The sequence below is a fragment of the Micromonospora sp. SYSU B005 genome (assembly GCF_055362685.1).
Map to the genome: position 1 here is coordinate 80,691 of NZ_JAXCFU010000014.1, position 24,496 is coordinate 105,186.

At 75.0% G+C, this 24,496-nt stretch carries 25 protein-coding genes and 1 riboswitch; of the genes, 9 read left to right on the forward strand and 16 right to left on the reverse strand.

The window, feature by feature from the left end:
- Positions 1 to 10: 10 nt before the first annotated feature.
- Together SM452_RS25540 and SM452_RS25545 are read left to right on the forward strand one after the other, a co-directional pair.
- Positions 11 to 604 (forward strand): TlpA family protein disulfide reductase, encoded by a 594-nt coding sequence (locus SM452_RS25540; RefSeq protein WP_355508302.1) that lies wholly within the window; start codon positions 11 to 13, stop codon positions 602 to 604.
- Positions 601 to 1,569 (forward strand): cytochrome c biogenesis CcdA family protein, encoded by a 969-nt coding sequence (locus SM452_RS25545; protein WP_463840856.1) that lies wholly within the window; start codon positions 601 to 603, stop codon positions 1,567 to 1,569. The genes SM452_RS25540 and SM452_RS25545 overlap by 4 nt, the downstream gene beginning before the upstream one ends.
- Here the strand turns inward: SM452_RS25545 and serS are convergent.
- From serS to SM452_RS25575, 6 genes are all read right to left on the reverse strand, one after another.
- Entirely contained in the window at positions 1,556 to 2,839 is a 1,284-nt protein-coding gene (gene serS / locus SM452_RS25550) for a serine--tRNA ligase (protein WP_184975299.1), read from the reverse strand. The two genes, SM452_RS25545 and serS, sit on opposite strands and share 14 nt — an antisense overlap.
- Positions 2,840 to 2,989: 150 nt before the next feature.
- On the reverse strand, positions 2,990 to 3,292 hold the full coding sequence (locus SM452_RS25555) for a hypothetical protein (protein WP_463840857.1): 303 nt from the start codon (positions 3,290 to 3,292) through the stop codon (positions 2,990 to 2,992).
- A 16-nt stretch (positions 3,293 to 3,308) separates the two neighbouring features.
- Positions 3,309 to 4,421: a DNA polymerase III subunit beta family protein gene (locus SM452_RS25560; protein WP_463840858.1), complete on the reverse strand. Its 1,113-nt coding sequence runs from the start codon at positions 4,419 to 4,421 to the stop codon at positions 3,309 to 3,311.
- 31 nt (positions 4,422 to 4,452) lie between these two features.
- Complete coding sequence (locus SM452_RS25565; protein ID WP_355508292.1) at positions 4,453 to 5,628, reverse strand: saccharopine dehydrogenase family protein; 1,176 nt, start codon at positions 5,626 to 5,628, stop codon at positions 4,453 to 4,455.
- Positions 5,629 to 5,659: 31 nt separating this feature from the next.
- Complete coding sequence (locus tag SM452_RS25570; RefSeq protein WP_463840859.1) at positions 5,660 to 6,796, reverse strand: alcohol dehydrogenase catalytic domain-containing protein; 1,137 nt, start codon at positions 6,794 to 6,796, stop codon at positions 5,660 to 5,662.
- Positions 6,793 to 7,236 carry a hypothetical protein gene (locus SM452_RS25575; RefSeq protein ID WP_357209448.1) on the reverse strand — a complete coding sequence of 148 codons (444 nt, stop codon included), beginning with the start codon at positions 7,234 to 7,236 and terminating at the stop codon, positions 6,793 to 6,795. Before SM452_RS25575 ends, SM452_RS25570 begins: the two co-directional genes overlap by 4 nt.
- Before the next feature lie 152 nt (positions 7,237 to 7,388).
- On the opposite strand from SM452_RS25575, the gene SM452_RS25580 reads away from it, so the two are divergent.
- Positions 7,389 to 10,163 carry a helix-turn-helix transcriptional regulator gene (locus SM452_RS25580; protein ID WP_463840860.1) on the forward strand — a complete coding sequence of 925 codons (2,775 nt, stop codon included), beginning with the start codon at positions 7,389 to 7,391 and terminating at the stop codon, positions 10,161 to 10,163.
- Between the two features lie 3 nt (positions 10,164 to 10,166).
- Here the strand turns inward: SM452_RS25580 and SM452_RS25585 are convergent, their stop codons facing one another.
- The 3 genes from SM452_RS25585 to SM452_RS25595 form a co-directional block, all read right to left on the reverse strand.
- Positions 10,167 to 10,721, reverse strand: coding sequence for a DsbA family protein (locus tag SM452_RS25585; protein ID WP_463840861.1), 555 nt, complete (start codon positions 10,719 to 10,721; stop codon positions 10,167 to 10,169).
- 97 nt (positions 10,722 to 10,818) lie between these two features.
- Complete coding sequence (locus SM452_RS25590) at positions 10,819 to 11,493, reverse strand: BON domain-containing protein (protein WP_355508279.1); 675 nt, start codon at positions 11,491 to 11,493, stop codon at positions 10,819 to 10,821.
- A 160-nt stretch (positions 11,494 to 11,653) separates the two neighbouring features.
- Complete coding sequence (locus tag SM452_RS25595) at positions 11,654 to 12,058, reverse strand: hypothetical protein (protein WP_135241476.1); 405 nt, start codon at positions 12,056 to 12,058, stop codon at positions 11,654 to 11,656.
- Between the two features lie 418 nt (positions 12,059 to 12,476).
- On the opposite strand from SM452_RS25595, the gene SM452_RS25600 reads away from it, so the two are divergent.
- Both SM452_RS25600 and SM452_RS25605 read left to right on the forward strand, forming a co-directional pair.
- Positions 12,477 to 12,836, forward strand: a complete 360-nt coding sequence (locus tag SM452_RS25600) for an STAS domain-containing protein (RefSeq protein WP_013475611.1) — start codon at positions 12,477 to 12,479, stop codon at positions 12,834 to 12,836.
- 101 nt (positions 12,837 to 12,937) lie between these two features.
- The gene (locus SM452_RS25605; protein ID WP_135241474.1) at positions 12,938 to 13,390 is read left to right on the forward strand and encodes an SRPBCC family protein; all 453 of its coding nucleotides are present in this window, start codon (positions 12,938 to 12,940) and stop codon (positions 13,388 to 13,390) included.
- A 24-nt stretch (positions 13,391 to 13,414) separates the two neighbouring features.
- On the opposite strand, the gene SM452_RS25610 is transcribed toward SM452_RS25605, so the two are convergent.
- From SM452_RS25610 to SM452_RS25625, 4 genes are all read right to left on the reverse strand, one after another.
- Positions 13,415 to 14,494, reverse strand: coding sequence for a coiled-coil domain-containing protein (locus tag SM452_RS25610; protein ID WP_355508275.1), 1,080 nt, complete (start codon positions 14,492 to 14,494; stop codon positions 13,415 to 13,417).
- Between the two features lie 4 nt (positions 14,495 to 14,498).
- Positions 14,499 to 14,629, reverse strand: a riboswitch (cyclic di-AMP (ydaO/yuaA leader).
- A gap of 144 nt (positions 14,630 to 14,773) precedes the next feature.
- Positions 14,774 to 15,688 carry a cation diffusion facilitator family transporter gene (locus SM452_RS25615; protein WP_355508273.1) on the reverse strand — a complete coding sequence of 305 codons (915 nt, stop codon included), beginning with the start codon at positions 15,686 to 15,688 and terminating at the stop codon, positions 14,774 to 14,776.
- 91 nt (positions 15,689 to 15,779) lie between these two features.
- Positions 15,780 to 17,897 (reverse strand): HelD family protein, encoded by a 2,118-nt coding sequence (locus tag SM452_RS25620; protein WP_355508270.1) that lies wholly within the window; start codon positions 17,895 to 17,897, stop codon positions 15,780 to 15,782.
- Positions 17,898 to 18,020: 123 nt separating this feature from the next.
- Complete coding sequence (locus SM452_RS25625; RefSeq protein WP_355508268.1) at positions 18,021 to 18,935, reverse strand: alpha/beta fold hydrolase; 915 nt, start codon at positions 18,933 to 18,935, stop codon at positions 18,021 to 18,023.
- A gap of 147 nt (positions 18,936 to 19,082) precedes the next feature.
- On the opposite strand from SM452_RS25625, the gene SM452_RS25630 reads away from it, so the two are divergent.
- Positions 19,083 to 19,706: a carbonic anhydrase gene (locus SM452_RS25630; RefSeq protein ID WP_355508266.1), complete on the forward strand. Its 624-nt coding sequence runs from the start codon at positions 19,083 to 19,085 to the stop codon at positions 19,704 to 19,706.
- A gap of 37 nt (positions 19,707 to 19,743) precedes the next feature.
- On the opposite strand, the gene SM452_RS25635 is transcribed toward SM452_RS25630, so the two are convergent.
- Positions 19,744 to 20,073 carry a hypothetical protein gene (locus SM452_RS25635; protein WP_013287842.1) on the reverse strand — a complete coding sequence of 110 codons (330 nt, stop codon included), beginning with the start codon at positions 20,071 to 20,073 and terminating at the stop codon, positions 19,744 to 19,746.
- 327 nt (positions 20,074 to 20,400) lie between these two features.
- Here SM452_RS25635 and SM452_RS25640 point away from each other — a divergent pair, with 327 nt between their 5' ends.
- From SM452_RS25640 to SM452_RS25650, 3 genes are read left to right on the forward strand one after another with little or no spacing between them, the layout of a single operon-like run.
- Positions 20,401 to 20,892 carry a DUF3145 domain-containing protein gene (locus tag SM452_RS25640; protein WP_135241468.1) on the forward strand — a complete coding sequence of 164 codons (492 nt, stop codon included), beginning with the start codon at positions 20,401 to 20,403 and terminating at the stop codon, positions 20,890 to 20,892.
- Positions 20,893 to 20,925: 33 nt separating this feature from the next.
- A complete protein-coding gene (locus SM452_RS25645) occupies positions 20,926 to 22,650 on the forward strand; it encodes a glycoside hydrolase family 3 protein (protein WP_355508264.1) in 1,725 nt (574 codons plus the stop codon).
- Positions 22,651 to 22,707: 57 nt separating this feature from the next.
- Complete coding sequence (locus SM452_RS25650) at positions 22,708 to 22,929, forward strand: hypothetical protein (protein ID WP_355508262.1); 222 nt, start codon at positions 22,708 to 22,710, stop codon at positions 22,927 to 22,929.
- 54 nt (positions 22,930 to 22,983) lie between these two features.
- Here the strand turns inward: SM452_RS25650 and fabF are convergent, their stop codons facing one another.
- Positions 22,984 to 24,210 (reverse strand): beta-ketoacyl-ACP synthase II, encoded by a 1,227-nt coding sequence (gene fabF / locus SM452_RS25655; RefSeq protein ID WP_357209457.1) that lies wholly within the window; start codon positions 24,208 to 24,210, stop codon positions 22,984 to 22,986.
- A 2-nt stretch (positions 24,211 to 24,212) separates the two neighbouring features.
- On the reverse strand, positions 24,213 to 24,452 hold the full coding sequence (locus tag SM452_RS25660) for an acyl carrier protein (protein WP_007072348.1): 240 nt from the start codon (positions 24,450 to 24,452) through the stop codon (positions 24,213 to 24,215).
- Between the last annotated feature and the right edge of the window lie 44 nt (positions 24,453 to 24,496).

Genomic DNA, 24,496 nt, shown 5'->3' on the forward strand with positions numbered 1-24,496 from the left:
GGAGCCGCCGATGCGTACCGCCGTTCGTGTCACAGCCGCCGCCGTGCTGGCCGCCACGCTCGCCGCCGCGACCGCCTGCGCCGCCGGGCCCGAGGGCGGCGCACCGGCGGGCGCGGTGGTTCCCGCGTCCCCGGCTCCCGCGTCCCCGGCCGCCGGCTCGCCGTCCGCCGGGCCGGCGTCTGCGTCACCCGCCCGGGTGCCGGCCGCGCTGTCGTTCACCGGCAAGACCCTCGACGGTACGGCGTTCGACGCCGCCGCCCTGGCCGGGCGGCCGGTAGTGCTCTGGTTCTGGGCGCCCTGGTGCGCCACCTGCGCCAGCCAGGCGTGGACGGTGGCCGAGATCGCCCCCACCTACCGCGACACGGTCCCGATCGTCGGCGTCGCCGGACTCGGTGAGCAGAAGGCCATGAAGTCGTTCGTCACCGAGTTCGACCTGGGCGGCACGACGCAGATCGACGACCGGGCGGGCGCGCTGTGGCGCCGGTTCAAGGTGGCCGAGCAGAGCACGTTCGTCGTCCTGGACCGCACCGGCCGCGTCGTCCACCAGGGATTCCTGGACGGCGAGGCGCTGACCCGGCAGGTCGAGACGCTGGCCCGGGGATGACCGGCGCGCTGCTGCTCGCCCTGACCGCGGGCATGCTCGGCGCGGTCAACCCGTGCGGCTTCGCGATGCTGCCCGCGTACCTGTCGTTGCTGGTGGCCGGCCCCGACGGCGGGCGCGGCACGGTCGGCCGCGCGCTCACCGCGACGGCCGGACTCACCCTCGGGTACGCGCTGGTGTTCGGCGCGTTCGGGCTGGCCCTGGCACCGGCGGCGGACTGGCTGCGGCCCCGGCTGCCGTGGCTGACGGTGACGCTCGGCGTGCTGCTGGCGCTGGCCGGGTGCTGGCTGCTCGCCGGCCGGAAGCTGCCCGCACCGCGCCCGCTGCGCGTCGCGCCCCGGCTCACCCGCACCTGGCCGTCCATGATGCTGTTCGGCGCGGCGTACGCGCTCACGTCGCTGACCTGCGCGATCGCGCCGTTCCTGGCGATCGTGGTGGCCAGCCTGCGGGCCGGGTCGCCGCTGCGCGGGCTGGCGCTGTTCGGCGCGTACGCGCTGGGGATGGCGCTCGTGGTCGGCGTGGCCGCGCTCGCCGTGGCGCTGCTGCGCGGCCGGATCGTGGCGCGGCTGCGCGGCGCGGGCGCGTGGGTGCCGCGGCTGAGCGGCCTGGTGCTGCTGGTCGCGGGCGGCTACGTCGCGTGGTACGGCTGGTACGAGGTACGCCTCGCCCAGGGCCGCTACGACGCCTTCACCGACCCGATCATTCGCACAGCCGCCCGCATCCAGCAGGCGTTGGTGAGCGCCGTCGACACGCTGGGCCCCGCCGTCCTCGCGGCGCTGCTCCTGCTGCTCCTGCTCCTCCTCGCCGCCCGCCCCCGCCCCCGCCCCCGCCCCCGCCCCCGCCCCCGCGATCTTGCAGTTGGTGCCCGGGCGGAAGGGGTGAAGCGGACTTCTCCTGGGCCGGAAGTGCAAGATCGCGGGGAAGCGGCGGGTGCGGCGGGGGCGGGGGAGCGGGTCAGCGCGGGGTGAGGCGGTCGGTGCCGAGCTTGTCGCGGAGGACCTCCGGGACCACCACCGAGCCGTCGGGCTGCTGGCACTGCTCCAGGATGGCCGGGAACAGGCGGCTGGTGGCCAGCGCCGAACCGTTGAGCGTGTGCACGAAACGGGTCTGCTTCGCGCCCGGCTCGCGGTAGCGGATCGCTGCCCGGCGCGCCTGGTAGTCGCCGGCCCAGGAGACCGACGACACCTCCTTGTACTTGCCGGTGCTCGGCATCCACACCTCGACGTCGAGCGTCTTCTTCATCGAGGCGCTGGCGTCACCGGCGGCGAGCAGGCTGGTCTGGAAGTGCAGACCGAGCTTGCCGACCAGGCCCTCGACGTGCCCGACCATCGCCTCCAGCGCCTCGCCCGCCTGCTCCGGCAGCGTGAACTGGAAGATCTCCACCTTGTTGAACTGGTGGCCGCGTACGGTGCCGCGCTCGTCGGAGTGCGAACCGGCCGCCTCACGCCGGTAGCACGGCGTGTACGCGAACGCCTTCAACGGCAGCTTCGGCGTCTCCAGGATCTCGTCCTGGTACGCGCCGAGGATCGCCGTCTCCGCCGTGGGCAGCAGGAACTGGCCGCGCGAGGACGACTGCTTGTCGATGTGGTAGACGTCGTCGTGGAACTTCGGGAACTGCCCCGCGGCGAAACCGGCGCTGTCCAGCAGCAGGTGCGGCGGGAGCAGGAACTCGTAGCCGGCCTGGATGTTCTGCTCGATCAGCCAGTTCACCAGCGCCCACTCCAGCCGGGCGCCCAGACCGGTGTACATCCAGAAGCCCGAGCCGCCGAGCTTCACGCCCCGCTCGTGGTCGACCAGGCCGAGCGCGCGGCTCAGCTCCACGTGGTCGCGTACCTTCTCGATGGCCGGCGCCTCGCCGAACGTGCGCACCACCCGGTTGGCCTCCTTGCCGCCGGGGACCACGTCGTCGGCGGGCAGGTTCGGCAGCTCGCTCATCGCCGAACGGAGCCGGGACTGCACCTCGTCGAGCTGGGACTCCAGCTCCGCGAGCTGCTTGCGCTCGGCCTCCGGGGCGACCGGCTGCGGCGTGCCGCCGGACCGTTTCGCCTCCGCGTACGCGCGCGCCTCGGCCTTGCGGCGCTGCCGCTCGGCGTCGATCTCCGTGATCAGAGCGCGTCGTTCCTGGTCGAGCCGCTGGATGTCGTCCAGCGCCCGGGTGACCTCGGCGGGATCCAGACGCTTCGCCAGCGCGGTCGCCACCGCCTCGCGATCCTTCCGGATCAACTCCATGTCGAGCATGCTGCTCGTACGCCTCCGTCCAGGCAGTCAGGTGGGACCTCCAGATGCTACCGTCGCGCCCCCGTCGCCCCGGCCCGGCCCGCGCAGCCCGCCGCCGCGAGGCCCTTTTCGGTGACGGTGCGTGGTGGCTCAGCCGTCGACGGGGCGTGCTCACGTTGTGTGATGGTGCTCCGATGTCCGCGCCGCCCCGCTGCGGCTCGCTAGCTCGCTGAACTGGTCAATCTTGCGGATCCGCTCTCCGGCGGACATGCCCCTCTGGCGACTTTGCTCTGCAGCCACCGACGCAGCGTTCGACGGAGCGTCAGCGTCGCGCGGATGGCTGCAGAGCAAAGTGCGCGAGGGGTGAAGCATCTTGGAGGCCAGCGGCGTCACGCACGGTAACGGATGGCCTTCGGAGTGCGGCACCGGCACCGGCACCGGCACCGGCACCAGCACCGGCACCAGCACCGGCACCGGCGCGCGGGGAACGTCAGAGGCGTACCGGCATCAGGACGGAGAAGGCGTGCGCGTCGTCGGGCCGCCGCACGGCCAGCGGGGCGATCGGGCCGTCCAGCTCCAGCACGAGCTGGCCGTCGCCGGACCCCAGGGCGTCCAGCAGGTACTCCCGGTTGACCGCCACGCGAAGCGCATCCGCGCCGCCAGCCGCGTCGGCGGCGTCGCCCGCGCCGTTCGGATCCACCAGGCGCAGCTCGCCCCGGCCGTCCAGGCCGAGCGCCACCACCTCGTGCTCGACGCCCTCGTGCGCGCGGTGGCAGACCGGGACGCCGTCGGCGGTGAGCGCCGCGCGCAGCGCCGCGCCGTCGAACGGGATCCGGTACGCGGGTACGTCGCCGAGCTGCGCCCGCAGCAGCCGCCGGTAGTCGGGGAAGTCGTACGGCAGCGGCACCGCGGTCAGCGGCCGGCCCGCCACCGTGACGGTCACCCGGTCGGTGGCGACGACGACCTCGGCGGAGTCGGCGCCGTCGAGGTCCAGCAGCGCCCGCAGCTCGTCGACGGCGGCCACCGGCAGCAGCGCGCTCACCGGCGGGCCGTCGACGGTGCCGCCGACCCGGGCCACGGCGAGCCGGTGCCGGTCGGTGGCGACCAGCCGGACCCCGTCCGGCTCGACCTCCAGCAGCACGCCGGACAGCACCGGCAGGTCGGGATCGGCGCCGACGGCGAAGCGTACGGCGTCCACGGCGGCGGCGAGGTCGGTGCGGGACAGCACGAGGCGGGTGGTCACGATGGTCTCCTCCGGGTCGATCAGGCTACGGATCCGGGAGAGTTCGCGACGCGCGTCGGCCAGGCCGTCCTCCAGGCGGCGCAGGTGCGCGTCCAGCAGCCGGTGCACCTCGGCCGGCCGGTGCCGGTTCCGCAGCGCCTCGGCGATACCGGCCAGCGGCATCCCGACCCGGCGCAGCCCGGCCACCAGGCGGGCCGGGCCCACCTGCTCCTCGGTGTACCAGCGGTAGCCGGTCACCGGGTCCACCCGGGCCGGGGCCAGCACCCCGGAACGGTCGTAGAACCGCAGCGCGCTGACCGTCAACCCGCTGGCCCGGGCCAGTTCGCCGATGCTGCGAAGCTCGCTCTCCACGGCCGTCATCCTGTGACCTCAAGCGGGTCGAGGGTCAACCTCACGCCGGCAGCGTGCGGAACGTGATGCCCGCGCGTACCAGCCGGTCCAGCAGCGCGTCACCCATCGCCGCGACCGGCGTGACCTGGCCGGCGGTCTCCGGCAGGTCGTCGAAGGCCAGGCAGAGCGCCGACTCGGCGAGCATCTTGGCGGTCTCGTCGTAGCCCGGGTCACCGCCGGCCACCTCGGTCACCACCCGCCGTCCGCCGCCGGTGCCCACGAACCGCACCCGGAACCACGACTTGGCCCGCTGCTCGGCCGTCGGCCCCTGTCCGGAGGCGAGCCGCCCGAGCAGCCAGCGCCGCGTCGGCGCCACCTTCACCAGCCCCACCACACCGGCCAGCCCGACGCCCGCGACGAGCACCGTGGGCAGCCGCTTCATCGCGGCGAAGTGCCGGTAGCGGAAGTCCGGGCCGTATTCCGGGCGGGCCGCCGCGGACCGGCGGACCACCTGCGGGTCGATGGTGGGCAGCGGCACCGCCCACTGGCCGAACTCGCGTACCCGGCCGACCTTGCCCGGCACCGCGCGGACCCGGCGTCCGTCCGGGCCGGGCTCCATCGCCCGGCGGGCCCGCGCCGCGCGGCTCATCTCACCGGTACGGGAGAACGCGGTGAGCGCCGAGTGGTACGTCCCGGCGGAGAACCGGCCTCCGGCCCGCACGTACCCGTCCACGGCGATCGGCCCGTCGGCCGGCAGTTGCTTGACCGTGTACCAGACGCCCAGGTCGTGCGGGATCGAGTCGAAGCCGCAGGCGTGCACCAGCCGCGCCCCGGTGCGTACCGCCTCGGCGTGGTGCCGCACGTACATCCGGTCGACGAACTCCGGCTCGCCGGTGATGTCGAGGTAGTCGGTGCCGGCCGCGGCGCATGCGGCCACCAGCGGCTCGCCGTGGTGCACGTACGGGCCGACGGTGGTGGCCACCACCCGGGCGCTCTCCGCCACCGCGCGCAGCGACGCCGGGTCGGTCACGTCGGCGGTGAGCAGCGGCAGCTCGGCCAGGGCCGGGTCGATCGCGGCCAGCCGGTCCCGTACCGCTGCGAGCTTGTCCGGGTTACGCCCGGCGAGGGCCCAGCGCAGTCGGTCCGGCGCGTGCCGGGCCAGGTATTCGGCGGTCAGCCCGCCGGTGAAGCCGGTGGCGCCGAACAGGACGAGGTCGTACGGACGGTCTGCGCGCATCCGCCGAGTGTGCCATCCACGGCGCTCACCTTCACGGTGTGAAGACCACCCGGACGCAGCCGTCGGCCCGGTCCCGGAACAACGCGTACCCCTCGGCGCCGCGCTCCAGCGGCATCCGGTGCGTGGCCAGGTGCTCGGTGACCAGCTCGTCGCGGGCCATCCGGTCCAGCAGCGCCGGGATCGCGGCACCGCCCCGGCGCCGGGCGGCGCGGACGGCGAGCCCCTTGTCCGCGAACGCGCCGAGCGGGAACCGGTCCACGAATCCGGGCCGGGCGCCGAGCACCACCACCACGCCGCCCTTGCGGCAGGCGTGCACCGCCTCGCGCAGCGCCGCACCGCCGTCCGGCTCGGCGATCGGCCACCGGCCCGGCACGGCCGGCACCCCGGAGGCGTCGACGCACACGTCCGGCCCCCGGCCGCCGCTGCGTTCGCGCAGCTCGGCGAGCACGTCCACGTACCTGTGGTTGAGCGCCTCCACGCCGTCGTGCCCGGTGACCATCCGCAGCCGGTCGTCCCGGTCGTCGACGACCACCACCCGGTCCGCGCCCCGGGCCACCGCCGCGCCGGCGGTGAGCTGCCCGACCGCGCCCGCACCCCACACCGCCACCACGTCGCCGGGGGCGACCTCGCCCAGCTCGGCGCCGTACCAGCCGGCCGGCGCGGCGTCGGCGGCGAACACCGCCCGCTCGTCGCTCACCGACTCCGGTACGGCGAACGCGCCCACGTCGGCGTACGGCACCCGCACGTACTCGGCGTGACCACCGGGGAAGCCGCCCAGACGGGCCGGGCGGCCGTAACCCCCGGCGGGCGGCTGCCCCCACTCCGGCTCGGCCGCCACGCCGCTCGTGCCGTTGTCGCAGCACGCCGGCAGCCCCTGCCGGCAGAACCAGCACGCACCGCAGGCCACCGCCGCGCCCACCACCACCCGGTCGGCGACCCGGTGCCGGCGTACCTCCGGACCGACCTCGACCACGTCGCCGAGGAACTCGCGTCCGAGCACCTCCCCGGCGGACGCCTCGGGCACCTGCCCATCGAGAAGCGGCAGGTCCGCGCCGCAGGTCGTGCTGCGCCGGACGCGGACGATGATGTCCTGGGCGTTGCGCAGCTCCGGGTCCGGAACGCGGCGCACCTCCACGAGGCCGGTACCGGCCCAGCACAGCGCCCTCACGTCGCGCTCCCCGGCCGGTCCAGCGGCGAACGGTCCGCCCGCAGCACCTCGCCGGTCTCCAGGAGTTGCTTGGTCTGCCGCAGCACGTGGCGCAGGAACCGGCCCGGGTCGTCGCCGACCAGGTGGGCGGCGAACCCCGGGAGCGTGCACTCCCCGCCCAGCGGGCGGACCGCCAGCTCCGTACCGCGCCCGCCGGGAGCCGGACGGGCCCACAGCTCGACCGCGCCGTCGAGGCGGCGCAGCGGCTCGGGCCACCGCCCGGCCGGGAGCACCTGCTCGGGTGCCCCGGCGATCGTCACCACCTGCCATCGGCCCGGCCGCGGGTCGGCGCCGGACCGCCGTGCCCGGCGGCGGGCCAGCACCCGCGCGCCCGCCGGAGCCAGCACCCGTGCCCCCGCCAGCGCCAGCGCGCCCGCCGCCAGCCGTCCGCTCCGCGCCACCTGACCTCCCGCCGTCCCGAGGGCGCCGCCACCCGGCCGCCGCCCCGCGTGCCTACAGGGTGCGCGGCGCCCGGGTGAGCGGGGTTCGCCCGGAAGGGGTGAACCGGCGCGGTGCGGGTAACCGCTGCCCGTACCGACGGGGGGAGGGACGCATGCCGGAGGAGGCAGACCAGGTCGTCACCGCACCGAGCGGCACAAGCGACATCACCGGTACGCCCGATCTGCTCACCACCGGCCTCGATTCGCCCGATGTCGCCGGTGGTGCGCTGCCGGGTGGCCCGCCGCTGCTGGCGTCCCGGTTGACGCCGCCCGTGCCGCCCGAGCCGGTCCTGCTGCGTCCGCGGCTGCTGGACCGGCTGGAACAGGGCGCGTCCGGACCGGTGACGCTCGTCTGCGCGCCGGCCGGCTGGGGGAAGACGACGCTGCTGTCGACCTGGGCGCGGGGGGAGCGGGACGGGCCGGCGCCGGCCTGGGTGACGGTGGCCGAGGGGGAGACCACCCGGCGGCTCTGGGGCTACCTCGCGGCGGCCCTGCGTACCGCCGCCGCCGACGATCCGGACGACGGGCCGCCGCCGGTGCCGGACGGACCGCCCCGGCCCGAGCAGCTCGAAACGCTCGCCGCCGCACTCGCCGCCCGGGAACGGCCCGTGCTGCTGGTCCTGGACGACCTGCACCGGGTCACCGACCCGGCCGCCCTGACCGGGCTGGAGTTCCTGCTCCGGCACTCCGACGGCCGGTTGCGGCTGGTGGCCGGCGCGCGCGGCGAACCACCGCTGGCGCTGCACCGCTGGCGGCTGGCCGGTGAGCTGACCGTGATCGGCGCCGACGACCTGGCGTTCACCGCCGACGAGGTGGCCGACCTGCTCGTCGCGCACGGCGTGGCCGTACCCGCCCCGGCCGTGGCCCGCCTGGCCGAGCGCACCACCGGATGGCCGGCCGGGTTGCGTTTCGCCGCGCTCGCGCTCGGCGACGGCGCCGACCCGGCCCGCGCGGTGGAACGGTTCGCCGGTGACCAGCCGGACGTCGCCGCGTACCTGCGGGACGAGGTGCTGGCCCCGCTGGAACCGGCGACCCGCGACGTCCTGCGCCGGGTGGCGGTGGCCGTCGCGGTCCACGCCGATCTGGCCGCCGCGCTGACCGGGCGGCCCGACGCCGGGCACCTGCTCGCCGAGGCGGCCCGGGAGGGCGGTTTCCTGCATCAGGACGGCGGCAGCCCGCAGTGGTACCGGCCGCACCCGCTGCTGGCCGACGTGTTGCGCGACGAGCTGGACCGGCTGCCCGCCGACGAGGTGCGGGAGCTGCACCGGCGCGCCGCCGGGTGGTACGGGACCCACGACCGTCCGGCCGAGGCGCTGCGGCACGCGCTGCTCGCCGGTGCGTGGGCCGACGCCACCGAACTGCTCGTCACCCGCTGGCCCGAGCTGGCACCGGACGAACCGGCCGCCGTACCCGCCCCACCCGAGCCGCCCGCCGAGGCGGTCCGCCGGGATCCGGAGCTGGCGCTGGCCGCCGCCGCCGAACGGGCGCACGCCGGGGATCCGGCCGCCGCCGACGCGCAGCTGCGGCGGGCCCTCGCCGACGCCGCCGGCCTGCCCGCGCCGCGCCGCGACCGGTTCGGCCGGCTGGCCGCCGCCGTGGAGCTGAGCCTCGCCCGGCTCGGCGCCGACCACGAGGAGGTACGCCGGGCCGCCGACCGCCTGCTGGCCACCGGCCCGGCGCAGGAGTCCCCGGGGCCGGACGACGGAGCCGGCGATCCGCGCGCCGGGACGGCCGAGCGGGACGACGTGCGTGCGGTGGCCGGCGCCGCGCACGGGCTGGCCGCGCTGGCCGAGGGGGACCTGTCCACCGCCCGGGACCGGTTCGCCACGGCGCGGGAGGCGGCGCGGCGGGCCGGGCGGCCGCGTACCGAGCTGCTCTGCGTCAGCCGCTCGGCGCTGCTGGAGGCGGCCCGGGGCGCGCTGCGGGCCGCCGAGGAGCTGGCCCGGGAGGCGCTGGCGATGCCGCCGTGTCAGGGCTGGTCGTCGCGGTCCGACTGCGGCTACGCGTACCTGGCGCTGGCGATCGTGGACTGGCAGCGGGACCGGCCGGCGGAGGCCACGGCCCACCTGGCGCTCGCCGGGCCGGCCGGCGCGGAGCCCGGCGGCGCGGCGCTCACCGCGCTGTGCCGGGCCGGGCTGCTGGCCGACGGCGGCGACCCGGGCGGCGCGCTGCGCACGCTCGCCGAGGCGCGGACCGCCGCGCCCGGCCCGGAGCTGGGCGCGTGGCTCGCCGCCGACGAGGCGCAGCTACGCGCCGTCGTCGGTGACGTCGACGGTGCCCGGGCGCTGCTCGACGCGGCGGGAGACGGGCCGGCGCCGGCGCTGGCGGAGGCGCGGCTGCGGTTGCGTGCCGGTGACGCCCGCGCGGCCGAGCGGGCGCTGCCCGACTGGACCGGGTCCGCCGCGGCGGACTGGCCGTTGCCGGTGCGGCTGGGCGCCGGGCTGCTCGACGCGGCGCTCGCCGACGCCTCCGGTGACGCCCGGCGCGCCGGGCGGCTGCTGGAGGAGGTGCTGGCGCTCGCCGAGCCGGACGGCTTTCGGCGCGTCTTCACCCGCGCCGAACCGGGGGTACGGGACCTGCTCGCCGCGCGCCTGGACTCCGGCACCGCGTACTGGGCCACGGTGAGCGAGCTGGTGCGCGGCGTGGACGCGCAACCGGTGGCCGCGACTGCCGACGGTCCGGCCCGGACGCTCGACGAGCCGCTCACCGAGCGGGAGCTGACCATCCTGCGCTATCTCCAGAGCATCCTGTCCAACGTGGAGATCGCCGCCGAGCTGTCATTGTCGGTGAACACGGTGAAGACGCACGTGCGCAACATCTACCGCAAGCTCGACGCGACCCGCCGGCGGGACGCCGTCCGGCGGGCGCGCGAGCTGCGGCTGATCTGACCGTCAGCCGTCGTCGGTGGCGGCGTCCACCACTGCCAGCAGTTCGGCCAGGTCGTAGCCGCCGTCGTGCCGGACGTCGTTGACGAACAACGTCGGCGTGCCGTCGACGCCGCTGCGGATGCCGCCGACGAAGTCCTGCCGGACCCGGTCGGCGTACTCCTGCCGGCCGACCTCCGCGGAGATCTCCTCCGGCGACAGGCCGATCTGCTCCACGCCCAGCGACAGGTGCACCGGGTCGAGCTGGTCCTGGTGCTGGTAGAGCCAGTCGTACATCTCCCAGAACCGGCCCCGGGCGGCGGCGGCCTCGGCGGTCTCCGCGGCACTCTCCGCGTACGGGTGGACGTTGGTGATCGGGAAGTGCCGGTACGCCAGGCGCACCATGTCGGCCCGCTGGCGCAGCACCTCGGCCAGGTTCGGGTACGCGGCACCGCAGAACCGGCACTGGAAGTCGCCGTACTCGACGACGGTGACCGGCGCGTCCACCGGCCCGCGGACATGGTCTCGGTCGGTCACCGGAACCCGCAGCCGCGCGGTGGTGACCTGAAGTGGCGTGGTCATCCGGCACTCACCCGCCGATCCGAGTCGGATCACTCATGCCGCCCACGATGCCCGCGGCCCGGGTGAGGCGGGCTCACCCGGGCGGGGTGGTTCCGCCTCATCGCACGGCGAGGTGGTTGCGCACCTCCCGGATGCCTGGTGCGTTCCACACCACCCGCTCGATCTCCTCGCGTTCGCCGGGCGAGTGGACCCGTCCGTCCAGCAGCACCGTGTCGCCGTGCACCCGCACGTCGACCTCCTCGGCCTCGGTGGCGCGGTTGCGGGCCAGCGCGTCCACGATCCGCTCGGCCAGGTCACCGCCGTCGGCGCGCACCGCGGGGCGTACCGCGATGCCGTTGCTCACCCCGCACACGCCGGTGAGCCGGGCGACCGAGCGTTCGGCGGCCCGCCGCTGGTACTCCCACTCGACCTCGCCGTGCAGCGTGACCCAGCCGTCGGCCACCGTCACCTGCAACGCCTCGATCGGCACGAACGCGTCCCACTCCAGCGCCCGTACGGCCGCGACGGCGATCTCCGGGTCCTCCCGCCCGGCCGCGGTGTCGATCCGGACGGCGAGGTCGTTGGCGACCGCGCGGACCCGGGCGACCCGGTGCGCGGCCCGCTCGGCGGCCCACTTCTTGGCGTAGCTGTCGACCCGGCCGGCGAGCGTCACCACGCCCTCGGTGACGGTCACCCCGATCTCGTCCGCGCCGACCCGCGGTTCCCAGGTCAGCTCGTCGAGCACGGCGGACTGGATGTCCCGGTCGGTACGGGTGATCGTGTCGGTGGTCATCCGGCTCTCCCTCCCGTCGATCGCGGCACGGGCACGTGGTCCCGCACCCGCGATCCTGCGCCCGCCCCGGGTGAACGGGCCTCACCCGCTGCGGGTGAGGCAGCACGACGGCCGCCCCCGGAAGTCCCGGGAGCGGCCGTCGTCGTGTCGTACGGGCGGGTCAGCCGTCCAGGCCGGCGGGCGAGTTCGGCCGGTCCACGTCCACGAACTCGATCTCGTCGGCGGCGCGGTCCCGGCTGCCGGCGGCGCGCGCCGCCGTGCCGGCGGCCCAGCCGATCGCCGCGCCGGTGAGCGCCGCCGCGATCAGCAGCGTCCAGGGCAGGGCGGGCCGGCGGCCGGCGAGCGCGTCGAACGCGAGGGACGCCCGGCGGCGTGCCTCGTCGGCGGCGGAACCGACCAGGTCGGTGGCGTCGTCGGCCAGGCCGGACGAGCTGCGGCGGGCGGTCCGGGTGGCGTCGCGCACGCTGTCGCCGGCGGAACCGACGGCGGAGAGCAGGTTCTGCCACGCCTGGTCGGCGACCCGCTCGGCCTTGCCCCGGCGGTCCAGCAGGTTGGATCCGAACATCGTTCTACCTCCTCGGGTGCCGAAGGCCGGCGGCCACTTCGGACTCCGGTGCCCATCCGGCGGGTTCACTGTCTCGGGCAGTGCCCCACCGGCGCGCGCGGCAAACCACGCCGTGGTGCCCGGCCGTGAGCAGCGAACGGGACGAACCACCCGAACGCGCCGGGACCGGTGCCGACGGGACGTGCGTGCGCCAGCTACCCTGGTCGGCGGATCGGCGGGCCCGCCCGGTCGCACGGCTGGCCGCGGCCCGCCGTACAGGGGAAACTGGAACCCGGAGGTCCGGATTGGGTACGCCCAGGTGTGCCCAGTTCGCGAATTGCTCATCCCGGGGGGTGGCGACCGGGCCGTTGGAGGAATACTCTCGGTCGCGGCCCGCGTACTGATGAGGCGCCCGTCATGGGCGAGTGGAGGTGCTCGCGTGAGCCTGTCGATCGTGAAGTCGGTGCGGCCGGGTGGTGTCGTCCAGATCGCGCCCCGTGGGGAGATCGACGTCGACACCGCGTACGAGGTGCGGGAAGCGATCGCCGAGGTGCTCGCGAAGGGCCGTCCCGCGCGAATCGAGCTGAACATGCGGCTCGTCACGTTCATCGACTCGGTCGGTATCAGCGCCATGGTCGCGGGCTTCCAGACCTGCGAGGTCAGCGGCGTCAAGCTCGTGGTCACCGAGCCGAGCCGGTTCGTGCACCGGCAGCTCTGGGTGACCGGCCTGCTCGGCCTGTTCGGCGCGCCCGAGCCGTGGTTCGCCGACGACACCCCCGAGGTGCTGCCCGGCGCCTGAGCGCCGTTCACACCCCCTGCGGCCAGGGGACCTTCTACCCGTTGCCAGTCCGGCGTCGGTACGGGACGATCGTCGCGACGCACGACGGCGAGGGGGCCCGCTTGCAGAGCAGCGACAGCTTCAGCTACACCGTGCAGGCCCGGTGCACCCGGGCCGAAGCGGTGGCCCTGCTGGGTGACCTGAGTCGCCAGGGTGAGCTGCATCCGCTGATCGTCCGGGTCCGGAAGCTGCCGGCCCGGCCGGGCGCGCTGGCCAGCTACGCGATCACCGACCGGCTGCAACTCGGCCCGCTGCACTTCCCGGTCACGTACCAGGCGGACGTGCTCGTCGCGAGCGAGGACGAGGTCGTCACAGTGGCGCGGCAGCAACCCGCGACGACCGTCCGCAACCACACCCGCCTGCGCGACGAGCCGGACGGCACGGTACGCATCGACGTGGAGATCACGCTCACCGCGCCGGCGCCGCTGTTCGGGTACGCGTTCCGCCAGGCCCGGGCAGCTCACCTGGGCCTGGCGGCGCGTCTCGGCGCGACCCTGGAGGGCCGGCCGGCCTGATCCGGCCGACCCTGCAGGGCGTGCTCAGTACACCGACAGGTGCACGTGGTTGGTGTGGTCGCTGGACGGGTCGCCGTTGCCGCCGCTGTACGACTTCCACCCGCTGCTGGGCAGCCAGATCTGCTTGAACCAGATCACGTAGAGCACGGCGAGCGGGTCGGCGTTGCGCACGAAGTACGCGGCCAGGTTGTTGCCGTACGTCCGGTCACCGCCGGAGGCGACGCCGCCGAAGCCGTTCTTCTGCGCGGCGAAGTCGCAGGCCCGCCCCTTCGGATGCTCACCCGAGCCGCTCGGCCGGTGGCACGAGACGTACCTGGTGAAGCCGGCCGCCTTTGCCTGTTGCAGAGCGTGCAGCGTGCGCGGCGTGATGCAGCCGTTCGCCGGCGTCGGGTCGTTGACGCTGCACGACTCCGACGGCCAGGAGCCGTCCGAGTTGCGCGGCGCCGGCTTCGCGTTCTTGCTGGAGGTGCCCTGGACGCTGCCGCCGCCGCTGCTGTTGTTGCGCGAGGCGCGGTCGTTGGCGACCTCCAGGGCGCGCTCGGCCTGTTCCTTGCGCTTGCCCATCACCGTCACCTGCTTGCGCTGCTCGCGGATCTCCCCGTCGAGCTGGGCGCGGGTGCGGGTGGCCTCGTCCCGGGTGGTGATCAGGTCGCGCAGCGTACGGTCCTCGTGCGCGGCGACCTGTTCCAGCGCGGCGGCCCGGTCCATGAAGCCCTCCGGGCTGCTGCTGCCGAGCAGCGCCCCGGCGGTGCCCAGGCGGCCGTTGCGGTACGCCACCGCGGCGATCTCGCCGACCTTGGCGTCGCGTACGGCCAGCTCCGCGCCGACGGTCTTGAGCTGGTCGTTCAGTTGCTTCTGGCGGGTCACCGACCGGTTCAGCGCGGCTTTCGCCTCCAGCCAGCCCTTGCTGGCCGCGTCGAGCTGGGCGCGCAGTTCCGGTGTGCCGCCCTCGTCGTCGCCGCCGGGCGCGGCGGCGAGCAGGCCGGTCACCGGCGCCGCGGAGGCGGGGGAGACCGGAACGGTCGCGACGCCGAGGGTCAGCGTCGCGACGAGCAGGGCCGCCAACCGGGCGGCCGTCCGTCGTACAGGTGCCACTGGGGGCATTCACACGTCCTTCCGTCAACGCCGACCGGGTTAGCTGACGGGTTCGGGACGGAAGATCCCTACCGCTGACGCGGATGCACCCCACGTACGTGGTTCCCCGGCTCGTCCCTGCGGACGATTAGGCGACGGCCGCCCCACCGGGGCCGGGTGGCGTCCGCGGGTGCGGCCGCGACCGAGACTACCGGCGCTGCCCGGGCGCGGCTCCGTCGAGCAACGCCGCTAGGCGGGGCAAAACCGACATAAGACTACATTAGTCACAGTGATTTAAGTGTGTCCTAATCACCACTCGGTCTTGCCGCACACTCCGGCCGACGCTCCGGGTTCGACCTGCAACGTGGCGTGATCGATGGAGAAGTCCTCGTGCAGGGCGGCCCGCGCGGCGGCCAGCACCCCGGCCGGGTCCACGCCCGGGTCGGTGGTCAGGTGTGCCGAGGCCACCTCCATGCCCGAGGTGAGCGTCCAGACGTGCAGGTCGTGCACCTCGGCCACGCCCGGTACGGCGGCCAGGCGGTCGTGCACGGCGGTGACCTGGAGGTGCTCCGGCGCGGCCTGCACCAGGATGCGCAGCGCGGCCCGGCCGAGCCGCCAGGTGCGGGGCAGGATGAACAGGCCGATGCCGACGGCGACCAGCGGATCGGCCCACCACCAGTCGGTCACCGCGATGACCAGCGCGGCGGCGATCACGCCGAGCGAGCCGAGCAGGTCGCCGAGCACCTCCAGGTACGCCCCGCGCAGGTTGATGCTCTCCTTCGACCCGGCGCGCAGCAACGCGAACGCGACGATGTTGGCGAGCAGGCCGAGCACCGCCACCACGAGCATCGGGCCGGCCAGCACCTCCGGCGGCTCGCCGAACCGGCGTACCGCCTCGACCAGGACGTAGATCGCGACGGCGCCGAGCAGCACGGCGTTGGCGAGGGCGGCGAGCACCTCCAGCCGGTAGAGCCCGAACGTGCGCTGCGGGTCGGTGCCGGCGCGGCGGGTGGCGGTGATCGCCGCGAGCGCCATGCCGATGCCGAGGACGTCGGTGAACATGTGCCCGGCGTCGGAGAGCAGCGCCAGCGATCCGGTCGTGAAAGCGGCCACCGCCTCGACCACCATCAGGGCGGCGAGCAGCGCGAAAGCGGCCCAGAGGCGGCCCCGGTGGCGGTGCGCCGCGTTTGTCACCGCGCCGCTGTGGTCATGACCTGCGCCCACGCCAACACCCTCCCTGCCGCGTACCGGCCCGGCCCAATGTATGTTCACATCGCTATGTATGCAAGTGAACTGTGGGTGCCGGCGGGACCGGTCACCCCACCGGGTCGAGCGTGGTCAGACGCTGGGTGGCGCGGGACAGCGCCACGTACAGCGTGCGCACACCCGAGCCCGGGTCGGCCCGGATCTCGCTCGGCGCCACCAGCACCACGCCGTCGTACTCCATGCCCTTGGCCTGCAGGCTGGTCACCACCTGCAGGCGGCCCGCGCCGAGCCCGCCCAGCCAGCCGGCCACCTCGTCCCGGCGCGGCACCGGCGTGATCACGCCGACGGTGCCCTCCACCTGCGCGAGCAGCGCCTCCGCCGCCTCGACGGTGGCCGCCGGCAGGTCGGCGGCGGCCACCGTGCGCTCGACCGGCGGCACGCCGGTGGACCGCACCGCGTCGGGCAGCGGCAGGTCCGGGTAGAGGCGGCGGATCTCCGCCGCCGCCACCGCGAAGATCTCCGCCGAGTTGCGGTAGTTGGTGGTCAGCTCGTAGCGGTGCCGCTTGCGCCGGCCCAGCGCCTGGTCACGGGCCCGGTCCAGCTCCTGCGGGTCGCCGGTCCAGGCGGTCTGCGCCGGGTCACCGACCACCGTCCAGGACGCCAGCCGCCCGCGCCGGCCGACCATCCGCCACTGCATCGGCGAGACGTCCTGCGACTCGTCCACCACCACGTGCGCGTAGTCGCGGTAGTCGTCCGGACGCTCCCGCGCCGCAGCGCGGGCGGCGCGCTGCCGGTCGGCGTACGTGCTCAGCTCGCGCACGCCACCGGCGAGCTGGTACGGGTCGCGCCTGGGCCGGACCCGCTTCACCGGCTTGCCGAGCAGCGCGTCCAGCTCGTCCAGCAGCGCGATGTCGGCCACCGTCAGCCCCTCGGTCGCCAGCGTCCGGTAGGCGTCGCCGAGCAGCCGGATCTCCGCCGAGGAGAGGATCCCCCCGGCGTAGCGGCGCAGCCGGTCCGGGCGGGCCAGCCAGTCCAGCACGTGCCGCGGGTGCAGCCGGGGCCACCACGCCTTGAGGAACTCGCGGAACTCGGGCCGCTCGATGATCTCGTCCTCGAACGCGGGCTGCTCCGGCAGGCGTCCCACCCGCAGCGTGCGGGCCTGCGCGTAGAGCGCGGCGAGCACCGCGTCGAACGCCGCCCGGCGCACCTCGTTGCGGCGCGCCCCACGGGCCAGCGTCCGGTCCCGGATCGCGTCCAGCGCCTGCCGCTCCAGGCGCAGCAGCTCACCCCGGTAGAGCAGGCGCAGCTCGGCGGGGGAGTCCGGCACCGCGTCGCGGACCGCGCGTTCCAGCACCCGGCGCATCCGCAGCGACCCCTTCACCGCCGCCACCTCCGGCGGGTCGGTCCGGGACGCGGACAGCCCGGGGAACAGCGAGCCCAGCGAGTGCAGCGTGGCGGTCTCCTCGCCCAGCGAGGGCAGCACCGAGGCGATGTACTCGACGAACACACCGGACGGGCCGACCACCAGGATGCCGCCGCCGGCGTACCGGGCCCGGTCGGAGTAGAGCAGGTACGCGGCCCGGTGCAGCGCCACCGCCGTCTTCCCGGTACCGGGGCCGCCGGAGACGATCGTGACGCCGTTGCCGGGGGAGCGGATCGCCTCGTCCTGCTCACGCTGGATGGTGGCGACGATGTCGCGCATGCCCCGGCCGGTGGCCCGGGACAGCGTGGCCAGCAGCGCCCCGTCGCCGACCACCGCCATGTCCGGCGGCGCGGCCTCCGGGTCCAGCAGGTCGTCCTCGATCCGGGTGACCTTCTCCGAGGCGGACTGGATCGTGCGCCGGCGCACCACGCCGCGCGGCTCGGCGGGCGTGGCCTGGTAGAACGCGGCGGCGGCGGGTGCCCGCCAGTCCACCACCAGCGTCTCCGCGTCCACGCCCCGCACGCCGAGGCGGCCGACGTGCAGCACCTGCCCGGTACGCAGGTCCAGCCGCCCGAACACCAGCCCCTCGTGCTCGGCGTCCAGCACGTGCCGGCGCTGGGCGGCGTGGAAGACCATCGCGTCCCGCTCGACAAGCGCGCCGAAGTTGCCGACCCGGGCCAGCCGGTAGCCCTCCCGCTCGGCGTCGGCCGCCGACCGGCGCAGTTCGGCCAGCCGGGCGTACACCCGGTCGAGGTGGCGCTGCTCGGCGGCGATCTCCCGGTCCAGCGTGGTCTGGTCGGTCAACGCGGATGCTCCTGTGTTCGGAGGGCACGGCGGGCTGAATGAGGGTACGGGCCGCCGGCAACCGGCACGCCGGGGCATGCCGCGCAGTGGCGTACGTCAGTGCCGCTCGCGAGCCGGAGACGCTCAGAGGCGGGTCGCCGGGCGCCCGGCCAGCACCCGGTCCAGCACGCCGGCGAGGGCCGCGTTCACCTCGTCGGGGCGCTCCATCATCAGCATGTGCCCGGCACCCGGGCAGACCGTCAGCTCCGTGCTGGGCAGCGCCGCCGCGATCGACTCGGCGCAGGGCGGCGGAGTGAGCCGGTCCCGGTCCCCGACCAGCGCGGCGGCCGGCAGCCCGCCGAGCGCGGCGAGCGTCTCCAGCCGGTGCTGGGCGCCGATCGAGGCGCGGAAACCGCCGATCGAGCGCAGCGTGGCCCGGGCCACCGCGGAGGTGACCAGCCGGATGTCCGCCGGGTCGCAGCGGTCGCCGAACAGCATCCAGCGGATGCTCGGGCGCAGCGCGCGCAGCAGCGCGTGCGGTGGCCGCCAGCCGCCGCAGCGGGCCAGCACCCCGGCGCCGGTGGTCTCGGCCAGCCGGATCAGCCGGGTGATCCGCGGGGACAGGCCGTACGCGGTGTGCGTGTGCCCCTCGGCGGTCGTGGAGACGAACACCAGACCGGCGGTACGCGCGGCGAACCGGTCGGGGTGGCGGTGGGCGTACTCCATCACCGTCATCCCGCCCATCGAGTGCCCGACCAGGACGATCGGACCGGACGGGACGATCTCGTCGACCACCGCCGCGAGGTCGTCACCGAGTTGGGCGAGGGTGGCGTCGCGCAGTGCCAGGCAGCTCGACCGGCCGTGGCCGCGCGCGTCGTAGGTGACCAGGCGGACCCGGCCGCCGAAGCGTTCCCGCAGCTCGGTGACCTGGCGGTGCCAGCTGCGGCCGTCCAGCGTCCAGCCGTGCAGCAGGACCGCGGTGACCTCGGCGTCGACCGGCCCGGTGACGCTGACGTGCAGGCGTACGTCGTCGGGGAGCCGCAGTTCCAGGTCCGGCATCGTCCACCTCCCGGCCCGCCGATGTGTGTCCACCGGATGACCCGGCGGTGACACCGGCGTTACCCGCCATGAGACCACGGCAACCGGCCCGGAGAGAAGATTCCGGTCCGGCCCCACGGCGTCGGATCGGTGACCAGGCTGGGAGACATGCCGTCCACCAGTCCGCGCGCCGCGCTGGCCGAGCTGCTCGCCGGCAACCGCCGCTTCGTCAGCGGCCAGCCGGTGCACGGGCACGACGTCACCGCCGCCGCGGCGGTGGCCTCCGGCGACCAGCAGCCGTACGCGGTGGTGCTGGGCTGTATCGACTCGCGGGTGCCGTTGGAGGCGATCTTCGACCAGACGTTCGGTTCGATCTGCGTGATCCGTACCGGCGGGCACGTGCTGGACCGGGCCGTCCGCGGCTCGATCGAGTACGTGGTGGAGCAGCTCGGCGTGCGCCTGGTGATGGTGCTGGGGCACGAGCGCTGCGGCGCGGTCGGCTCGACGGTCGAGGCGCTGCGCACCGGACGGCGGCCCGGCGGCGACCTGGCGTACGTGGTGGACGGGATCGCCCCGGCGGTGACCGACGTCGGGGTGGACGACCCGGACGCGCACCCGCTGGCGATCCGCCGCCACGTCCGGCGCACGGTGGCCGCGTTGCGCGCCGACGACCGGCTGGCCGGGCCGGTGGACGCAGGCGAGCTGGCGGTGGAGGGCGCGCTCTACGACCTGGCCACCGGCGAGGTGACGCTGCTGCCGCAGGAGGAGGCGCGAAACCGCCCGCCGGGATGATCCCGGCGGGCGGTAGCGGTGGTGCGGGTGAGGGCGCTCAGCCCTCGAAGACGCCGGCCTCGACCAGGCGCTTCTCGGTGGCGTCCCAGCCGTGGTCCGGGTAGGACGCGGCCAGGCCGTTGATCTCGGCGCGGATCTTGGCGGCGTGGCCGGCGGCGGCCAGCACCCGGATCTCCTCGACGAAGGCGTCGGAGTCGGTGCGCAGGTGCGCGGTCTTGCCGTTGGTCAGGTTGCGCACGTAGGCGTGCTTGCCGCCGTTGAGCGGGATCAGGTACTTGAACTCGCCCAGCACGCTGAGGGCGCCACCCTGGCCAGCCTGGCCGGCCCGGACGGACGCGCGCGCGGTCTTAGAGGTGTTGCTCGCCACGGAGGTACTCCTTGCAGACGTACGGTGGGGACGGAAGGCCGTCCGGGGGCTGTGCGAGTGACGCCCGGGTGGGCGCCGGCCCGCGAAGATGTACGGCGGCACAGAACCGCCCAGAGAACTGTACACGACCACGACACCTGGCTGGTCGTCGCGGCGTCAGAGGGCATAACCGGGTCCACCACCCGGGTATTTCCCGCCCCGGCGGACCGGCGAATTTTCCGATTCGCTGGCGCACCACCAGTCACACGGGTCATCATGTGTGCCAGGTACCACTCGGTACGACGAGGTCGTAGGGGAAGACGCACCTCGGCTCACCGGGAGGTCACCGTGCCAACGCGTGGCGTCGTATACGTCCACTCGACCCCGCTCGCCGTGTGCTCGCACGTCGAGTGGGCGATCGCGCGCGTCCTCGCCGCGCCGGTCAACCTGCACTGGACGGCGCAGCCCGTCGATCCGGGCGCCCGTCGCGCCGAGTGCGGCTGGACCGGCAGCCCGGGGACCGGCGCGGAGCTGGCCGCTGCCCTCCGGCAGTGGCCCATGATCCGTTTCGAGGTCACCGAGGAACCCAGTCCCGGCGTCGACGGCGAGCGTTTCATGTACGTACCGGGCCGGGGCCTGTTCCGGGCCGCTGTCGGCGCGGCCGGCGACATCCAGCTCGGCGAGGACCGCCTCCGCAGCCTGATGGCCGCCGCGCGCGGCCCGGAGGCGCTGGCCCACGCCCTGGACAAGGCGCTGGGCACCGCCTGGGACGCCGAGCTGGAGCCCTACCGGTACGCCGGCGACGGCGCGCCGGTGACGCTGCTCACCCGGGTCGGGTGACGGCGGCCGAGTTGCCCCGATACGGTAGGCCGCGTGTCGATTTCCCCGCGGCGCTCCGCCGTCGCGCTCGCCGCACTGACCGCGCTGCTCGTCTCCGGGTGCTCGGACGGGCCGGACCGGCCCCGGCCCACCCCGACGAGCCCGGGGCCGTCGTCGGCAGCGCCCGCGCCGAGTGACCAGCCGGCCGCCGATCCGGCCGCCCGTGCCGCCGCGCTCGTCGGCACGCTGAGCGACGAGGACCTGGTCGGGCAGGTGCTGATGCCGTACGCCTACGGCAGCTCCGCCACCCAGGTGTCGGCCGGCTCGGCAGCCGGGAACCGGGCGCTCGCCGGCGTCGACACCCCCGCCGAGATGGTCGCGAAGTACCGCCTCGGCGGGGTGATCCTGGTCGGCTTCAGCGCCGACGACCCCACCTCGGGCAACCAGGCCACCACGAACGTGGACAACCCCAAGCAGGTCCGTGCGCTCACCGACGGGCTGCGCGCCGCCGCCGGCAAGCTGCCCGCCGGCACCGCGCCGTTCCTGATCGGCACCGACCAGGAGTACGGCGTGGTCACCCGGATCACCGACGGGGTGACCCTGCTGCCCAGCCCGCTCGCCGCCGGCGCCGCCGGGAACCCGGCACTCACCGAGGCCGCCTGGCGGGCCGCCGGGGCCGAGCTGGCCGCGATGGGCATCAACCTCGACTTCGCGCCCGTCGCCGACGTGCTGGCGACCCGCAGCGCGGTGATCGGCTCCCGCTCCTTCGGCGCCGACCCGGCGACCGCGTCCCCGCAGGTGGCCGGCGCGGTACGCGGCCTGCAGGCCGAGGGCGTCGGCGCCGCCGTCAAGCACTTCCCCGGGCACGGCCTGAGCGCCGAGGACTCGCACACCGAACTGCCAGTGATCAAGCAGTCCCGCGCCGAGCTGGACCGCCTCGCGTTCCCGCCGTTCCGGTCCGGCATCGGCGCCGGGGCCATGGCGGTGATGTCGGCCCACCTGGACGTCAAGGCAGTCGACCCGGGCACCCCCGCCACGTTCTCCCGCAAACTGCTCACCGACGTGCTGCGCGGCCAGCTCGGCTTCCAGGGCGTGGTGATCACCGACGGGATGAACATGGCCCCGGCGAAGAAGTGGTCGCCGGGCGAGGCCGCCGTACGCGCGCTCAACGCCGGCAACGACCTCATCCTGATGACCCCGAACGTCACCCAGGCGTACGACGGGCTGCGCGCCGCGCTCAAGGACGGCTCGCTGCCCCGCGCCCGCCTGGTCGAGGCGGTCACCCGGGTGCTGACCATGAAGTTCCGGCTGGCCGGGCGGGACGCGCCCGCCCTGTCCACGCTCGACGGCGCCGCACACCGCAAGGCCGCCGACGACCTGGCCACCGCCGCCGTGACGGTGCTGCGCGGCAAGTGCGGCGGCGCGGTGAGCGGACCGGTGAGCGTCACCTCCTCCGGCGGCCGGGAGCGCACCCGCAAGCTGCTGACCGAGGCGCTCACCAAGGCCGGGGTCAAGGTGGTGCCCTCCGGCGGGACTGTGGTGCACCTGGTCGGGTACGGCGACGGTGCGAAGGACCTGCGCGCCGACGCCGCCGTGACGGTGGCCATGGACACGCCGTACGTGCTGTCCGGGGCGAAGTCCCCGACGCTGATGGCGACCTACTCGTCCACCCGCGCGTCGATGACCGGGCTCGCGGCGGTGCTCGCCGGCAAGGCCCGCCCGGCCGGGCGCTCCCCGGTGCCGGTCTCCGGCCTGCCCGCCACCACCTGCCGCACCTGACCTTTGCCGTCGTAACTCGGGTGCGGTCCGGGGCGGCCGGCTGGCAGGGTGGCGCCCATGGGACAGGCGGCACAGGGCTTCCGGTACGTCGAGCGCGGCGACGGCACGGTCATCATCACGCATCACGGCCGGGTCGCCGGCACGTTGCGCGGCGGCCGGGCCGCGCAGTTCCTGGCCGAGGTCGGCGACGATCCGCAGCTGACCATGGCCCGGTGGACCGGCAACTACCGGCATGGCAACGAGCGGACCGCCCGGCAGCACCCCCGCAACCGCGGCTGAGGTGTAAGGAAGGGCCCCTACTCCGTCGGAGTAGGGGCCCTTCCGCACGTCCGCTCAGGGGCGGGTGAAGACCAGCGCCACGTTGTGCCCGCCGAAGCCGAACGCGTTGTTCAGCGCCGCCGGGATCTCCATGTGACGCGCCTTGTGCGCGGCGACGTCCAGCGTCAGGCCCTCGTCCGGGTCGTCCAGGTTGATCGTCGGCGGGATCACGCCGTCCCGGATGGCCAGGATGGTGGCGATCGACTCCAGCGCGCCGGCCGCGCCGAGCAGGTGCCCGGTCATCGACTTCGTGGCGGTGAGCACCGGGTGGTCGCCGACCGCCTGACGCAGCGCGCCGATCTCCAGCATGTCCCCGACCGGGGTGGAGGTGGCGTGCGCGTTGACGTGCACGATGTCGGTACGGGCCACGTCCGCGTCGGCGACGGCCCGGGCGATGGCGCGGATCGCGCCCTCACCCTCGGCGTGCGGCTGCACGATGTCGTACGCGTCCGAGGTGATCCCCGCCCCGGCCAGGCGCGCGTACACCCGGGCGCCCCGGGCGGCGGCGTGGTCGGCGCGCTCCAGGATCACCACGCCCGCGCCCTCACCGAGGACGAAGCCGTCGCGACCGGAGTCCCACGGCCGTGAGGCCCGCTCCGGGTCGTCGTTGCGGGTCGACATGGCCCGCATCGAGCTGAAGCCGGCGATCGGCAGCGGGTGGATGACCGCCTCGGTGCCGCCGGCCACCACCACGTCGGCCCGGCCGGCGCGGATGATGTCCAGGCCCAGCGCGATCGCCTCCGCGCCGGTCGCGCAGGCGCTGGCCACGGTGTGGACGCCGGCCTTGGCGCCCAGCTCCAGGCCGACCCAGGCGGCCGGGCCGTTCGGCATCAGCATCGGGATGGTGTGCGGGGAGACCCGCCGCGGTCCGGACGCCTCCAGGATGTCGTCCTGGGCGAGCAGGGTGGTGGCGCCGCCGATGCCCGAGCCCACGCTGACCGCCAGGCGCTCCGGGTCCGGCGCGGTCTCGTCCAGACCGGCGTCGGCCCACGCCTGCTTGGCGGCGATGATGGCGATCGCCTCCGAGCGGTCCAGTCGGCGCAGCTTCACCCGGTCCAGCACCTCGGACGGGTCGACCGCCAGTTCGGCGGCGATCCGGACGGGCAGTTGCGCGGCCCACTCCTGGGTGAGCGCACTCACCCCGGAGCGGCCGGCGAGCATGGCGTCCCAGGTCGACGCGACGTCCCCGCCGAGCGGGGTCGTCGCGCCGAGCCCGGTGACGACGACGTCGGGACGACTCATGATCAGGACTGCGCCTCGATGTAGCTGACCGCGTCCCCGACGGTCTTGAGGTTCTGCACCTCGTTGTCCGGGATCTTGACGCCGAACTTCTCCTCGGCCGCCACCACGACCTCGACCATGGAGAGCGAGTCGACGTCGAGGTCGTCGGTGAAGGACTTCCCCTCGGCCACGTCGTCCGGGTTCACCCCGGCAACCTCTTCGAGGATCTCGGCGAGGCCGGCGGTGATCTCGTCACGGGTCATTGCGGTTGGTTCCTCTCATCGGGGGTTCCGGTGACCGGCGTCGC

Bases quoted from the DNA above. Each gene is read 5' to 3' on its own strand.
- fabF (WP_357209457.1), bottom strand. From the start codon at position 24,210: ATGAGTCGTCCCGACGTCGTCGTCACCGGGCTCGGCGCGACGACCCCG.
- SM452_RS25580 (WP_463840860.1), top strand. From the start codon at position 7,389: ATGCCGGAGGAGGCAGACCAGGTCGTCACCGCACCGAGCGGCACAAGC.
- SM452_RS25585 (WP_463840861.1), bottom strand. From the start codon at position 10,721: ATGACCACGCCACTTCAGGTCACCACCGCGCGGCTGCGGGTTCCGGTG.
- SM452_RS25660 (WP_007072348.1), bottom strand. From the start codon at position 24,452: ATGACCCGTGACGAGATCACCGCCGGCCTCGCCGAGATCCTCGAAGAG.
- serS (WP_184975299.1), bottom strand. From the start codon at position 2,839: ATGCTCGACATGGAGTTGATCCGGAAGGATCGCGAGGCGGTGGCGACC.
- SM452_RS25595 (WP_135241476.1), bottom strand. From the start codon at position 12,058: ATGTTCGGATCCAACCTGCTGGACCGCCGGGGCAAGGCCGAGCGGGTC.
- SM452_RS25560 (WP_463840858.1), bottom strand. From the start codon at position 4,421: ATGACGGCCGTGGAGAGCGAGCTTCGCAGCATCGGCGAACTGGCCCGG.
- SM452_RS25630 (WP_355508266.1), top strand. From the start codon at position 19,083: ATGCCGTCCACCAGTCCGCGCGCCGCGCTGGCCGAGCTGCTCGCCGGC.
- SM452_RS25625 (WP_355508268.1), bottom strand. From the start codon at position 18,935: ATGCCGGACCTGGAACTGCGGCTCCCCGACGACGTACGCCTGCACGTC.
- SM452_RS25540 (WP_355508302.1), top strand. From the start codon at position 11: ATGCGTACCGCCGTTCGTGTCACAGCCGCCGCCGTGCTGGCCGCCACG.
- SM452_RS25610 (WP_355508275.1), bottom strand. From the start codon at position 14,494: ATGCCCCCAGTGGCACCTGTACGACGGACGGCCGCCCGGTTGGCGGCC.
- SM452_RS25650 (WP_355508262.1), top strand. From the start codon at position 22,708: ATGGGACAGGCGGCACAGGGCTTCCGGTACGTCGAGCGCGGCGACGGC.
- SM452_RS25545 (WP_463840856.1), top strand. From the start codon at position 601: ATGACCGGCGCGCTGCTGCTCGCCCTGACCGCGGGCATGCTCGGCGCG.
- SM452_RS25590 (WP_355508279.1), bottom strand. From the start codon at position 11,493: ATGACCACCGACACGATCACCCGTACCGACCGGGACATCCAGTCCGCC.
- SM452_RS25565 (WP_355508292.1), bottom strand. From the start codon at position 5,628: ATGCGCGCAGACCGTCCGTACGACCTCGTCCTGTTCGGCGCCACCGGC.